Annotated in this window: 10 protein-coding genes; 8 read left to right on the forward strand and 2 right to left on the reverse strand. The window is 71.0% G+C overall.

What is annotated here, in order from left to right; translation table 11 throughout:
* The first annotated feature begins 12 nt into the window (after positions 1–12).
* From TTY48_RS02480 to TTY48_RS02515, 8 genes are read left to right on the forward strand one after another with little or no spacing between them, the layout of a single operon-like run.
* Entirely contained in the window at positions 13–798 is a 786-nt protein-coding gene (locus TTY48_RS02480) for a TIGR03084 family metal-binding protein (protein ID WP_220656004.1), read from the forward strand.
* On the forward strand, positions 795–2534 hold the full coding sequence (locus tag TTY48_RS02485) for an acyclic terpene utilization AtuA family protein (RefSeq protein WP_255585472.1): 1740 nt from the start codon (positions 795–797) through the stop codon (positions 2532–2534). Before TTY48_RS02480 ends, TTY48_RS02485 begins: the two co-directional genes overlap by 4 nt.
* Complete coding sequence (locus tag TTY48_RS02490) at positions 2531–3706, forward strand: acyl-CoA dehydrogenase family protein (RefSeq protein ID WP_220656006.1); 1176 nt, start codon at positions 2531–2533, stop codon at positions 3704–3706. The genes TTY48_RS02485 and TTY48_RS02490 overlap by 4 nt, the downstream gene beginning before the upstream one ends.
* Before the next feature lie 40 nt (positions 3707–3746).
* On the forward strand, positions 3747–5336 hold the full coding sequence (locus TTY48_RS02495; RefSeq protein ID WP_220656007.1) for an acyl-CoA carboxylase subunit beta: 1590 nt from the start codon (positions 3747–3749) through the stop codon (positions 5334–5336).
* A 9-nt stretch (positions 5337–5345) separates the two neighbouring features.
* Positions 5346–7316 carry a biotin carboxylase N-terminal domain-containing protein gene (locus tag TTY48_RS02500; protein WP_220656008.1) on the forward strand — a complete coding sequence of 657 codons (1971 nt, stop codon included), beginning with the start codon at positions 5346–5348 and terminating at the stop codon, positions 7314–7316.
* Between the two features lie 14 nt (positions 7317–7330).
* Entirely contained in the window at positions 7331–8488 is a 1158-nt protein-coding gene (locus tag TTY48_RS02505) for an acyl-CoA dehydrogenase family protein (protein ID WP_220658417.1), read from the forward strand.
* 8 nt (positions 8489–8496) lie between these two features.
* On the forward strand, positions 8497–9297 hold the full coding sequence (locus TTY48_RS02510) for an enoyl-CoA hydratase family protein (protein WP_220656009.1): 801 nt from the start codon (positions 8497–8499) through the stop codon (positions 9295–9297).
* A gap of 10 nt (positions 9298–9307) precedes the next feature.
* Complete coding sequence (locus TTY48_RS02515) at positions 9308–9922, forward strand: TetR/AcrR family transcriptional regulator (protein WP_220656010.1); 615 nt, start codon at positions 9308–9310, stop codon at positions 9920–9922.
* Here TTY48_RS02515 and TTY48_RS02520 read toward each other — a convergent pair whose 3' ends face one another.
* Together TTY48_RS02520 and TTY48_RS02525 are read right to left on the reverse strand one after the other, a co-directional pair.
* A complete protein-coding gene (locus TTY48_RS02520) occupies positions 9923–12259 on the reverse strand; it encodes an ATP-dependent DNA helicase RecG (protein ID WP_220656011.1) in 2337 nt (778 codons plus the stop codon).
* Complete coding sequence (locus TTY48_RS02525; protein WP_220656012.1) at positions 12256–13920, reverse strand: DAK2 domain-containing protein; 1665 nt, start codon at positions 13918–13920, stop codon at positions 12256–12258. The genes TTY48_RS02520 and TTY48_RS02525 overlap by 4 nt, the downstream gene beginning before the upstream one ends.
* Positions 13921–14084 lie beyond the last annotated feature (164 nt).

A 14084-nucleotide genomic window follows, 5' to 3' on the forward strand; every position in this document is an offset into this window, starting at 1 on the left:
CAGAGTGGGGCCGTGCCCACCTCAGCCCCCGTCTTCGACGCGCTCGAAGCCACCTCGAACGCGGTCGCCGAGATCGCGGACTCGCTCCCGGACTGGTCGTTGCCCACCCCCGCGCAGGGCTGGACGGTGGCCCATCAGGTCGCCCACCTGGCGTGGACCGACGAGGTTTCCCTCGTCGCCGCGACCGATCCCGACGGCTTCACCGCAATCCTGCAGGAGGCGATGCAGGACCCGATGGGATTCGTCGACGCCGGCGCCGAGGAGCTGGCCGCCGATCCGGACCTGCGCGCCCGCTGGGACCGGAGCAGGGTCGCCCTCGCCCAGGCGCTGCGCGCCGCCGATCCCGGCACCCCGCTCCCCTGGTTCGGCCCGCCGATGCGGCCGGCCACCATGGCGAACGCCCGACTCATGGAGACCTGGGCGCACGGCCTCGACATCGCCGACGCGGCGGGCATCGCCTTCGACGTTCCGGCCGCCCTGCCGCATGTGGCCAAGATCGCCTACAAGACCCGCGATTTCGCCTACACGGTGAACGGCGAGACACCGCCCGCCGAGCCCTTCGACGTGGTGCTCACCGCGCCCGACGGCGAGGTGATCTCCTTCGGCCCGGGCGACGCCACCCAGCGCGTGACCGGCTCGCTCGTCGACTTCTGCCGCCTCGCCACCCAGCGTGTGAACGTGGCCGACACCGACCTCGTGGCCACCGGCGACGATGCCACCCACTGGCTGACCATCGCACAATGTTTCGCCGGCGCACCCGGCAGCGGCCGTGCGCCGCAGGAGGAATCGTCGAAGTGACCGAGAACCGCAGCATCCGCATCGCGAACATATCCGGCTTCTACGGTGATCGCGCGGCCGCCCTCGGCGAGATCCTCGACGGGCCGCGGGTGGACTACATCACCGGCGACTACCTGGCCGAGCTCACCATGTTGATCCTGGGCCGCGACCGGCTCCGGGACGCCGACCTCGGCTACGCGAAGACCTTCCTGCGCCACCTCACCCCGCACCTGAACACCCTCGCGGACCGCGGCACCAAGGTGGTCGTCAATGCGGGCGGCCTCAACCCGCAGGGCCTCGCGGCCGCGGTGCAGAAGGAGATCGAGAACACCGACGGCCGGGGCCGGAGCCTCCGGGTGGGCTGGGTCGACGGTGACGATCTGCTCGCGCGGGCAGGCGATCTGGGCGTCCCGAACGCCGTGACCGCCAACGCCTACCTCGGCGCGTTCGGCATCGCCGACTGCCTCACCGCCGGAGCCGACATCGTGATCACCGGCCGCGTCACGGACGCCTCGGTGATCCTCGGCCCGGCCATCGCCGAGTTCGGCTGGCAGCGCACCGACTTCGACGCGCTCGCCGGCGCCGTCGCCGCCGGGCACATCATCGAATGCGGCACCCAGGCCACCGGCGGCAACTACGCCTTCTTCGACCGGCATCCGATCGAGAAGCTGCTGCACCCGGGCTTCCCCATCGCCGAGATCGCGGCCGACGGTTCCTTCGTCATCACCAAGCAACCGGGCACCGGCGGCGTGGTCGAGGTGGGGACCGTCACCGCGCAGTTGCTCTACGAGGTCACGGGGCAGCGGTACGCCAATCCCGATGTCACCCTGCGGCTCGACTCGATGTCGCTCGCCCAGGACGGCGACGATCGCGTGGCGGTGACGGGCGTGCGCGGCGAGGCGCCGCCCACCACCACCAAGGTGGCCACCACCACACTCGGCGGGTTCCGCAACGAGATCGCCTTCCTGCTCACCGGCCTCGACATCGAGCGCAAGGCCGCCCTCCTGGAGGCCCAGCTGCGGGCCGCGCTGGATCCGGCACCGTCGGACCTGCAGTTCCGGCTGGCCCGCACCGACCATCCCAATGCCGATACCGAGGCCGCCGCATCGGCGACCCTGACCGCCGTCGCCTGGGATTCGGACCCGAACCGGGTGGGCCGCGCCTTCAGTTCCGCCGCCGTGGAACTCGCACTCGCCACCTACCCCGGCGCCTCGCCGATGGCACCCCCCGGCAAGGGCGGGCCCTACGGCGTCTACCAGGCCGTGTACGTGCCCAACGCCGACGTGCCGCACCGCGCGCACCGCCCGGACGGCACCGTCGTCGACATCGCGCCCCCGACGGTGACGCAGGAACTTCCGGCCGATCCCTCACAGCCGGGTACGCCGGCGCCCGCGCAGGGCGCGACCGCCTCCGTGCCGTTGGGCGCCCTGTTCGGCGCGCGCAGCGGCGATAAGGGCGGCAGCGCCAACATCGGCGTGTGGGCGGAGACCGATGAGGCCTACGCCTGGCTCCGCACGAACCTCACCGAGGCCCTGCTGCGCGCACTGCTCCCGGAGACCGCGAACCTCCCCGTTCGCCGGTACGAACTGCCGAACCTGCGTGCGGTGAACTTCGTCATCGAGGACCTCCTGGGCAAGGGCGTCGCGCACGGCTACCGTTTCGATCCGCAGGCGAAGGGCCTGGGCGAATGGCTGCGCGCCCGCACCGTCGACCTGCCCACCGCACTGCTGCCCGCCCAGCCCGAGGAGAACGCATGACCATCACCGCCTGGGACACCGAGGAGCGCCGCGCGCTGCACGAGACCGTGGTCGCCTTCACCGAGCGGGAGATCCTGCCGCATCTCGATCAGTGGGAGGCCGAGGGCCTGCTCCCCCGCGATCTGCACCGCAAGGCGGGCGACCTCGGCCTGCTCGGCGTCTCCTTCCCCGAATCGGTGGGCGGCGGGGGCGGCGATCCCCGCGACGCGCTCGTGGTGTGCGAGGCGATGCACGAGGCGGGCGGCTCCGGCGGCCTGTTCGCATCCCTGTTCACCTGCGGGATCTCGGTGCCGCACATCATCCTCGCGGGCACCGATGAGCAGAAGGCGCAGTGGGTCGCACCGGTGCTCGCGGGCGAGAAGATCAGCTCGCTGGGCATCACCGAACCCAGCGGCGGCTCGGATGTCGGGCACTTGAAGACCACCGCGCGCAAGGACGGCGACAGCTACATCGTCAACGGCGCCAAGACCTTCATCACCTCCGGCATCCGCGCCGATTGGGTGGTCACGGCGGTCCGCACCGGAGGCGAGGGCGCCTCCGGCATCAGCCTGCTGGTGATCCCCAAGGGGCTGCCGGGCTTCGAGGTGAGCGCACCGCTGAAGAAGATGGGCTGGCACGCCTCCGACACCGCCGAACTCTCGTTCACCGACGTCCGCGTTCCGGCGGAGAACCTGATCGGCCCGGAGGGCAGCGGCTTCCTGCTGATCGGCGCCGCCTTCGTCACCGAGCGCCTGGCCCTCGCCGTGCAGGGGTACTCGCATGCGCAGCGCTGCCTGGACCTGACGCTCGACTGGGTGCGCCAGCGGGAGACCTTCGGCCAGCCCCTGATCAAACGTCAGGCCGTGCAGAACACCGTGACCGAGATGCGGCGCAGGATCGAGGTCGCCCGCGTGTACAGCCGGCACGTGGCCGACCAGTACACCGTCGCCCTCGAGACCGGCGGTCCCGCGGCCGCGGCCGAGCTGGTGCCGCAGGCCTGCTTCGCGAAGAACACCGCGGTCGAATGCGCCGAATGGGTCGCGAACGAGGCGGTCCAACTGTTCGGTGGCCACGGGTACATGTCCGAGTACGAGGTATCGCGGCACTACCGTGATGTGCGCATCCTCGGCATCGGCGGCGGCACCAACCAGATCCTCACCACGCTCGCGGCCAATCGCCTCGGCTACAAGTGATCCCCCACTCCGGAACCCACGAAGGCAAAGGAACACGACCATGACGGTGCTCCGCAGCACCCCCTCACCCGACGCGCCCGCGTACCGCGAGGCGATGATCGGCAAGCTCGGCGATCTCACCGCCGAGTTCGACAAGGCCCTCGCCGGCGGCGGCGAGAAGTACGTGGCGCGGCATCGGGGACGCGGCAAGCTGACCGCGCGGGAGCGGATCGACAGCGTGCTCGACCCCGCATCCCCGTTTCTGGAACTGATGCCGCTGGCAGCCTGGGGCAGTGACTTCCAGGTGGGTGCCTCCCTCGTCGGCGGCATCGGTGTCGTGGAGGGCGTCGAGGTGATGGTGGTGGCGAACGACCCCACCGTCAAGGGCGGCACCTCGAACCCGTGGACGCTGCGCAAATCGCTGCGCCTCAACGACATCGCTCGGGAGAACCGGCTTCCGGTGCTCTCCCTGGTGGAATCCGGCGGCGCCGACCTCCCCACGCAGAAGGAGGTCTTCGTCCCCGGCGGCGCGATGTTCCGCAACCTCACGCAGCTGTCGAAGGCCGGAATCCCCACCATCTCCGTGGTGTACGGAAACTCGACCGCGGGCGGCGCCTACATCCCCGGCATGAGTGATCACGTGGTGATGATCAAGGAGCGCTCCAAGGTCTTCCTCGCCGGACCTCCCCTGGTCAAGGCCGCGACCGGCGAGATCTCCGACGACGAGACTCTCGGCGGCGCCGAGATGCACTCGCGCACCTCCGGTCTCGGCGACTACCTTGCGAACGACGAGCTGGACGCCGCGCGGATCGCGCGCTCCATCGTCAAACGACTGAACTGGCGCAAGCAGGGGCCGGTGCCGGCAGCCACCGTCCTGCCCCCGCGGTACGACGCCGAGGGCCTGCTCGACATCGTGCCCGACGATCTGAAGATCCCCTTCGATCCCCGCGAGATCATCGCGCACATCGTGGACGATTCGGACTACGACGAGTTCAAGCCGCTCTACGGCGGCTCGCTGACCACCGGCTGGGCGAACCTGCACGGCTACCCCATCGGCATCCTCGCCAACGCCCGCGGCGTGCTGTTCTCCGAGGAGGCGCAGAAGGCCACGCAGTTCATCCAGTTGGCCAACCGTTACAACACGCCGTTGCTGTTCATCCACAACACCACCGGCTACATGGTGGGCGCGGAGTACGAGCGCGGCGGCATGATCAAACACGGCTCGATGATGATCAACGCCGTCTCCAACTCCGAGGTGCCGCACCTCTCGCTGATCGCGGGCGCCTCGTACGGCGCCGGCCACTACGGCATGGCGGGCCGCGCCTTCGACCCGCGGTTCGTGTTCACCTGGCCCAGCGCGCGGTCGGCGGTGATGGGCGCCAAGCAGCTCGCCGATGTGGTCACCGAGGTGGCCGCCGCCTCCGCCGCCTCCCGCGGCCAGGCGATGGACCCCGCCTTCGTCGACGGCATGCGCACCGCCATCGAGACGCAGATCGACAAGGAGTCACTGCCCGCCTTCATGTCGGGAATGCTCTACGACGACGGCATCATCGACCCGCGCGACACCCGCACCGTGCTCGGCATGGCCCTCTCGGCCATCCACAACGGCCCCGTCCACGGCACCGACGCCTTCGGCGTCTTCCGGATGTAAGGAACAGACGTGACCGACTCTGCATCGACCCCCTTCGATTCCGTCCTCGTCGCGAACCGCGGCGAGATCGCCCGGCGCGTGATCGCCGCGGCCCACGCCCGCGGCCTGCGCGCCGTGGCGGTGTTCTCCGACCCCGACGCGAACGCCCCGCACGTCGCCGAGGCCGACGACGCGGTGCGGCTGCCCGGCGAGAGCCCCGCCGACACCTATCTGCAGGGCGAGAAGATCATCGCCGCAGCCAAGGCCACCGGCGCCCAGGCCATCCACCCCGGCTACGGCTTCCTCTCCGAGAACGCCGATTTCGCCGCCGCCGTGCAGGCCGCCGGCATCGTCTGGATCGGGCCGTCCCCCGAGGCCATCACCGCGATGGGCTCGAAGGTCGCCGCGAAGGCGCGCCTCGCCGAGGCCGGCGTCCCGATGCTCACCAACCTCACCCCGGACCAGGTCTCCGACAGCGACTTCCCCGTGCTGGTGAAGGCCTCCGCGGGCGGCGGCGGCCGCGGCATGCGCGTGGTCCGCACCCGCGCCGAGCTCCAGGACAACCTGGACGCCGCCGAGCGCGAGGCGAAGTCCGCATTCGGTGACGGCACCGTCTTCTGCGAGCGCTACCTCGAACGCGGACGGCACATCGAGGTCCAGGTGATGGCCGACTCCCAGGGCACCGTGTGGGCCGTGGGCGAGCGCGAGTGCTCCATCCAGCGCCGGCACCAGAAGGTCCTGGAGGAGGCACCGTCGCCGCTCGTGGAGCGGCATCCGGCCATGCGCACCGCCCTGTACGAGGCGGCCGCCAACGCGGCCAAGGCCATCGGCTACACCGGCGCCGGCACCGTGGAGTTCCTCGCCACCGACGCGGGCGAGTTCTTCTTCCTGGAGGTGAACACCCGACTCCAGGTGGAGCACCCGGTCACCGAGGCCACCACCGGCCTCGACCTGGTGGGGCTGCAGTTCGACGTGGCGGCGGGGCTGCCGCTGCCCTCGCCGGAGCCTCCCGCGACGCGTGGCTGGGCCATCGAGGCCCGGCTGTACGCCGAGGATCCCGCGAACGATTGGCGGCCCGCCGCCGGCACCGTCCGCAAGTTCGAGGTCCCCGGTGTGGTCAGCGAGTTCGCCGGCCCGGATCGCCCGGGCATCCGGCTCGACAGCGCGCTGTGGCCCACCGACAGCGTGGTCGAGGTGTTCTACGATCCGATGCTCGCCAAGGTGATCGGCTACGCCCCCACCCGGGCGCAGGCGCTCGCCATCACCGAGGCGGCGCTGCGCAAGGCCACGATCCACGGCCTCACCACCAACCGCGATCTGCTGGTGCGCATCCTGGCCGACGCCGACTTCAAGGCGGGCGATTTCGCCACCGACTTCCTCACCGGTGACCGCCTCGATCGGCTCGCTGCGCCCCTGCTCGACGACGACGATCTCGCGGTGGCGGCGGACGCCGCCGGAGCCGTGCTCGATCGCCGGGCCGCGGCCGCGAGCCCGCTGCCGCACGTGGCGCCCGGCTGGCGCAACGTGGGTGCCCGCACGCTGGTCCCCGAGTTCGAGGACGCCGCCGAGAAGCGGTTCACCGCCGACTCCGGCGCCGTCGCGACCGTGAGCGACGACGGTTCCACGGCCACGGTGGCCGTGGAACGCGACGGTGTACGGCGCACCGTCGTGGTGACCGCCTACCCCGGCGATAGGACCGTGGTCGAGATCGATTCCGCCCGTGGCGGTGCCACGCTCGCCCTGATCGACCCGCTGCCCTCGGGTGAGGCGGCCGCGGCGGCGGGATCGCTGCTGGCGCCGATGCCCGGCGTGATCACCCGCATCGGCGCGGCGGTGGGCGACACCGTGACCGCCGGGCAGCCGGTGCTGTGGATGGAGGCCATGAAGATGGAACACGCCATCAGCGCCCCCGCAGAAGGAGTCCTCACCACGATCGCGGTCGAGGTGGGCCAGAACATCGACGCCGGCGCAGTGGTCGCCGTGCTGGAGGAGCAGGAGTAGCCATGACCGTATCGATGGACGTCATCGAGTCGGAGGAGCGCATCGCCCTCCGCCGGACCGTGTCCGAGCTCGGCAAGAAGTTCGGGCCCGAGTACATGCGCGAGAAGATCGCCTCGGGCGAGGGCCCCACCGAACTGTGGAAGGCCGCGGGCGACCTCGGCCTGATCGGCGTGAACATCGCCGAGCAGTACGGCGGCGGCGGAGCCGGGATGTACGAACTGGGCATCGTCGGCGAGGAGCTGGCCGCGGTCGGCTCGTCGCTGCTGATGTTGGTGGTCTCGCCGGCGATCAACGGCACCATCATCTCCAAGTTCGGCTCCGACGAGCAGAAGCAGCGCTGGCTTCCCGGGATCGCGTCCGGCAAGACCATCGCCGCGTTCGCCATCACCGAACCCGACGCCGGCTCCAACAGCCACCGGATCACCACCACCGCGCGCCGGGACGGCGACGACTGGATCATCTCGGGGCAGAAGACCTTCATCTCCGGTATCGAGCTGGCCGACGTGATCCTGGTGGTCTCGCGCACCGAGGACGCCAAATCGGGCAAGCTGCGCCCCGCGCTGTTCCTGATGCCCACCGATTCACCGGGCCTGCAGAAGACCAAGATCCCCATGGAGGTGGGGCTTCCCGAGTCGCAGTGGACGTTGTTCTTCGACGATGTGCGGCTCCCCTCCGACGCCCTCGTCGGCGAGCCCGACGCCGCCATCGCGCAGCTCTTCGCCGGCCTGAACCCGGAGCGGATCATGGCCGCCGCCGGATCCGTCGGCTCGGCGCGGTTCGCCCTGGACCGGGCCGTCGACTACGCCAAGGGCCGCACCGTCTTCAAGGTCCCGATCGGTGCGCACCAGGCGATCGCCCATCCCCTCGCCGAGCTCAAGGTGGAGACCGAGCTGGCGAAGCTGATGCTGCAGAAGGCCGCCACGCTGTACGACGCCGGCCAGGAGTTCGCCGCGGCCGAGGCTGCGAACATGGCGAAGTTCGCCGGCGGCGAGGCCGGCGCGAAGTCGGTCGACCGGGCGATCCACACGCTCGGCGGCAACGGGCTCACCACCGAGTACGGGCTGGCCCAGATGCTGGTGGCCTCGCGCCTGTTCCGCATCGCCCCGGTGAGCCGGGAGATGGTGCTCAACTTCATCTCCGAGCACACGCTCGGCCTGCCCAAGAGCTACTAGGAGGCATCGTGACCGAGCGATCCGAGGGCGCGCCCCTGGTGCGGTACGAGGCCCGCGACGGTGCCGCCCACCTCACGATCGACAGCCCGCACAACCGCAACGCGATCTCACAGCGGCTACTGACCGACCTGCGGGCCGGGATCGATCGCGCGGGGATCGACGACACCGTCCGCGCCGTGGTGATCACCCACACCGGCGGCACCTTCTGTGCCGGTGCCGATCTCAAGGAAGCGGCGGCGGACGGTGCGGGAGCGGACCCGAAGTCGCGCACGCTCGCGATGATCGAGGCGATGCGGGGCGTCATCGAATCCCCCAAGCCGGTGATCGCACAGGTGAACGGCCACGTCCGGGCCGGCGGCTTCGGCCTCATCGGTTCCTGCGATTTCGTCTTCGCCGGACCGGAGTCGACCTTCGCCGTCACCGAGACCCGGATCGGCGTGGCACCGGCGATGGTCTCGCTCGTGCTGCTGCCGCACCTGCCCTCGCGCGTGGCCTCGTCACTCCTGCTGACCGGTAGGAAGTTCGACGCGGCCGAGGCGGCGGGCCACGGATTGATCACCGCTGCCGTCGACGATCCCGAAGCCGCGGTGGCGGCGCAGCTCGCGGAGCTGCGGCTGTGCAGCCCGCAGGGCCTGCGCGAGACGAAGCAGATCCTGTGGCACGACGTGCTCGCCTCGTTCGACACCCGCGCCGAGGCGCTTGCCGACCAGTCGGCCCGGCTGTTCGGTTCACCGGAGTCGGTGGAGGGGATCACCGCATTCCTGCAGAAACGCGCGCCGAGCTGGGCCGAGCCCGTGGCCGCGCACTAAGCTGGCCCGAATGAGTGCCCTCCGACCGCCCATCCGGGCGCCGCAGCAGTCCCGCAGCCGGGAGACCCGGCAGCGGTTGCTGGAGACGACGATCGCCTCCCTGGCCGCCCGCGGCTGGGGGGCGACCACCGTCGGCAGTGTCGCGCGGCAGGCGGGGGTCTCCCGCGGGGCCGCCCAGCACCACTTCCCCACCCGCGAGGACCTCATCACCGCCGCGCTGGAGTACATGGGCGAGCAGCGGATCGAGCACGCCCGGCAGGCCGGCGCCGCGGTCCCCGACGGCCCGGAGCGCCCCTACGCGGTGGCGCGGCTGATCGTCGAGTACTACACCGACGATCTGTTCAAGGCGGCGCTCCACGTGTGGACGGCGGCCGCGAGCGACGATGCGCTGCGGGAGCGCATGCTGCCCTTCGAGAATCGGCACTCCCGTGAGGTCTTCGGGCTCGCGATGACACTGCTGGGCTTCGATCGCGACGACGAGCAGGGCCGTCGCGCCGTGCAGGCCACCCTGGATCTGGCGCGCGGATTGGGGCTCGCGGACCTGCTGTCCGATGACACCGAGCGCCGCGAGCAGGTCGTCGAGTTCTGGGGCGCGCAACTCGCCGCCCTCGCCGCCGCGCGCTAGTCAGGCCTTGTCGAGGTAGTCCTCGCGGCTGCCGCCGAGGATCACCGCGTTCATCTCGCGCAGCGCCACATGATCTTCCAGCTCCGGATCGGCATCGATCACCTCGAAGGCGAGGGCCCGCGCGGCGTCCAGAACGTCGCCGTCGTTGGCCAGATCGAGGAAGCTCAGGCGCCGCGCCAGGCCGGACTGGTCCACGCCGAGGATGTCGCCGAAGCCGCGGTGTTCGAGGTCGAGCTGCGCGAGGGCGAAGCCGTCGACCGTGCCCGCAACCGCCTCCAGCCGTTCCATCGTGCGGGGCGACGGGGTGTCGGTGACCAGGAGGCACAGCCCGGGTAGGCCGCCTCGTCCGACACGACCACGCAGCTGGTGCAACTGGCTGATGCCGAATCGCTCGGCGTCCATCACCACCATGGTGGTCGCGTTCGCCACATCGACACCCACCTCGATCACGGTGGTGGCCACCAGGACGTCCACGTCACCCGCGGCGAACTCCGCCATGATTTCGGACTTCTCCTCCGCGGGCAGCCGGCCGTGCAGCAGCGCGATCCGGTGCTCCGCCAGCTCGCCGCCGACCAACTGCGCGTACATGTCGATCGCGGAGGTCATCCGGGGCTGATCGTCCTGCGGCTCAGTCTCCTCGGCGACCTCCGCCCGGGCCGACTTCCCCCGCGACGGCGCCGCGACCTGCTCGAACTGGTAGTCCTCATCGGTGAACGAGGACTTCGCCTGCTCGCCGGTCGGATCGTCGCCGATCCGCGGGCACACCACGTACACCTGCCGCCCGGCCCGGACCTCCTCGTCGACCCGCGCCCAGGCGCGCTCGATCCAACCGGGACGCGATTGCGGCACCACCGAGGTCTGGATCGGCTGCCGGCCACGGGGCAGTTCGCGCAGCACCGAGGTGGACATGTCGCCGAACTGCGCGAGCGCGACGGTGCGCGGGATCGGCGTCGCCGTCATCACCAACAGGTGCGGCGTCATATCGTCGGGCCCCTTGCGTCGCAACCGGTCCCGCTGCTCCACACCGAACCGGTGCTGCTCGTCGACCACCACGAGGCCGAGCCGGAAGAAGTCGACCGTGTCCTCCAGCAGCGCGTGCGTACCGATCACGATCCCCGCCTCGCCGGTCACGATGCGCAGCAGCGCCGCCCGGCGGGCCTTGGTGTTCATCGAACCGGTGAGCAGGGTGACGGTGGTGGCGGCCTCCGCCGCACCGAGCTGGCCCGCCTCCCCCAGGTCGCCGAGCATCTTCGTGATCGAGAGCATGTGCTGGGTGGCGAGCACCTCGGTGGGCGCGAGCAGCACGGCCTGGTAGCCCGCATCGACCGCGGCCAGCATCGCCAGCAGCGCCACGAGCGTCTTACCCGAGCCCACCTCGCCCTGCAGCAACCTGGTCATCGGATGGTCACGGGACAGGTCACCGAGGATCTCGGCGAGCACCTCCTCCTGACCGTCGGTGAGCTGGAACGGAAGCCGCTCCCGCAGACCGGTCTGCAGCGGACCGTCCGGCGCGGCGAGCGAGGGTGCGGGCACCGTGCCCACGTCGTGCGCCCGCCGGGCGAGCGCGGTCTCGATGGCCACCGCCTCGTCGAAGGCCAGGCGCCGCCGGGCGGCGTCGGCCTCGGTGCGCCGCTTCGGGAAGTGTGCGACTCGCAGCGCCTGGTCGAGGTCGAGGAGCCCGTGCAGCGTCCGGAACTCGGCGGGCAAGGACTCGGGGACGGGAGCCAGCCGGCCCAGCACGGCGTCGACGATCGAGGCGATCAGCCAGGTGGGCATGTTCTTGGTGCCGTGGTAGATCGGCACCACCGGACCGGTGAGCAGCGCGAGATTGGCCAGCTTGAGACGCTTGGAGCCCGCCTTCGTGGCGCCGGTCTCGTTGGCCGCCAGGGCCTGCGCGGAGTTCATATCGTCGTCCGGGAGCACCAGCCAGTCCGGATGGGTCAGCTGCAGTTTGTGATTGAACTCGCCGAGCCGGCCGATCAGCAGCATCTGCCGGCCGGGTTGGATCGGCTTGGGCAGGTAGTTGAAGAAGGTCACGTCGTAGGCGCGAACCTTGTTGACCACCTGCACCTTGAACATCTTCTTGCCGCGGTGGTGGGCCCGGGGCGGTGTCACCGCGGTGACGGTGCCGATCACCACCACGTCGTCGCCGATCTTGGGTTCGGTGGCCCGCGTCCCCTCGTCGATCGAGGCGCCGCCCTCGTACCGGAACGGGAAGTGCCGCAGCAGATCACCGACGGTGATCAGCCCCAGTTCGGAGGTCATCTGATCGGCGATCTCGGGATCGATCGCATCGACCAGCGGAGTCTGCAGTGTGAGGTCCGCGGCTGGGCTCATTCGACGCCGATCTCCATCACGCTGCCGGTCTGCCCTCCGCGGTAACCGACCACCTCGACCTCCGGCCGGTCGGGCCGCAGCGCCGCGCCCACCCGGTCCGGGAAGTCGCCGTCGCCGGCGTCACCGAGCAAGACGGTCACCATATCGCCTCCGGTCGCGAGCAAGAGCTCCGCCAGCGCTTCACCGGCGGAGTACTGATCCTCCTCCAGCACCACCACCTCACCGCCGACCATGCCGAGGTAGTCCCCGGGCCCGCACGGGCCGAGGATCGTCAGTGCGTCCTCGGTGACCGCGACCACGGAGCCGCAGCGCGCGCCGGCGGCGGCCTCGGCCATGGAGAAGGTGTCGTCCGCGGCGTGGCCGCGCGGATCGTGCACTGCGAGGGCGGCGATGGCCTGCACCATCGACGAGGTGGGGAGCAGCGTCACCAGCACCCCGGATTCCCGGGAGCGGGCGGCCACGGCCAGCAGCTCCGGGGTGGGCAGCGCTCCGTTCGGCATGAGCAGCACCTCGCGGCCCTCGAACCGGTGCAGCGCCGCGAGCAGCGCGGCGTGGGTGATGCCCTCGTCGCAGCGGATCACCTCGGCCCCCTCGGCGGCGAAGAGCTCGGCCGCCCCCTCACCCGAGACCAGGGCGACGATGGCGCGCGGCGCGTCGAGCAGCGCCTGCAGCGGGGTCTCGCCGTGGCCGGCCTCCTGGAGCACGTTCACCGCGATGCCGCGGAGCTTGCCCAGCGCGAGTCCGGCCTGAATGGCCCGTCCGGGCTCGGTGGTGTGCGTGTGCACCGACCAGGTGGCCACCGGATCGGGGTCGGACGCGGCGACCACGACCACGGAATCACCGAAGGTCTGCAGCTCGTCCCGGAGCCGGTTCGCGGACGCCTCGGTCGCCTCCGGCAGGAGGTACATCACCTCGTAGTCCACGTGCGGGCCGCGCGGCGGATCGTCGTGATCGTGGCCGTGGGCGGCGCCCCCGGGTTCCACCTGGACCTGCACGTGCGGTGCCACCTGCCGGGTGAAGCGGGGACGTTCGGGCGGCGCACCCGCGGTCACCTCGACCAAGGCGTCGAGCAGTACCAGCAGGCCGCGGCCGCCCGCGTCCACCACACCGGCCCGGGCGTTGTCATCGAGTTGGTCGCGGGTGCGCAGCAGGGCGTCGAAGGCGGCGTCGGCGGACGCGCGCACGCACACGGGAAGATCGCCACCGGCGGCGAGGGCGGCTCCCGCACCGTCGGCGGCCCCGCGGAGCACCGAGAGGATGGTGCCCTCGACGGGTGCAGCGACCGCGGAGGTCACCAGGTCGGTGGCGGTGCGCAGGCCCGCCGCGAGGCCCGCCGCGGTGAGATCGGCCTCCGGCCCCAGCTCTCCCACCACGCCGCGCATGATCTGCGAGACGATGACCCCGGAGTTGCCGCGGGCACCGGAGACGGCGCCGGCAACGGTGGCACGGGCCACCGCATGGGGCCCCTCCGAGCGGTCGGCCTCCTCCGCCGCGCGGGCAGCGGCACGGAGCGTGACCAGCATGTTCGTACCGGTATCGGCATCAGCCACGGGGAAGACGTTGAGAGCGTTGATCTCGTCGACGGAACGCTCGAGTCCGAGCACCGCGCGCCGCAGCCAGGCCACCACCACGCGGCCGTCCGGCTCCATCGGTCCCGTCACGGCTCCCAGCCTAGTGGGCCGTCCCACAGCCGAGGGCTGCCGGAGCGGTTTGTCGCGTGGACCGTTATGGGTCTATGATTGCAGGGTTGCCTCGCGTCCGGGCGTGTCCATCGAGACCCGACCACCGAGGCGGAACGACAGATACATCTATTGCGAGGAGTACA

Origin of the sequence: Tsukamurella sp. TY48, assembly GCF_019656655.1 — a bacterium.
GTDB classification, from domain to species: domain Bacteria; phylum Actinomycetota; class Actinomycetes; order Mycobacteriales; family Mycobacteriaceae; genus Tsukamurella; species Tsukamurella strandjordii.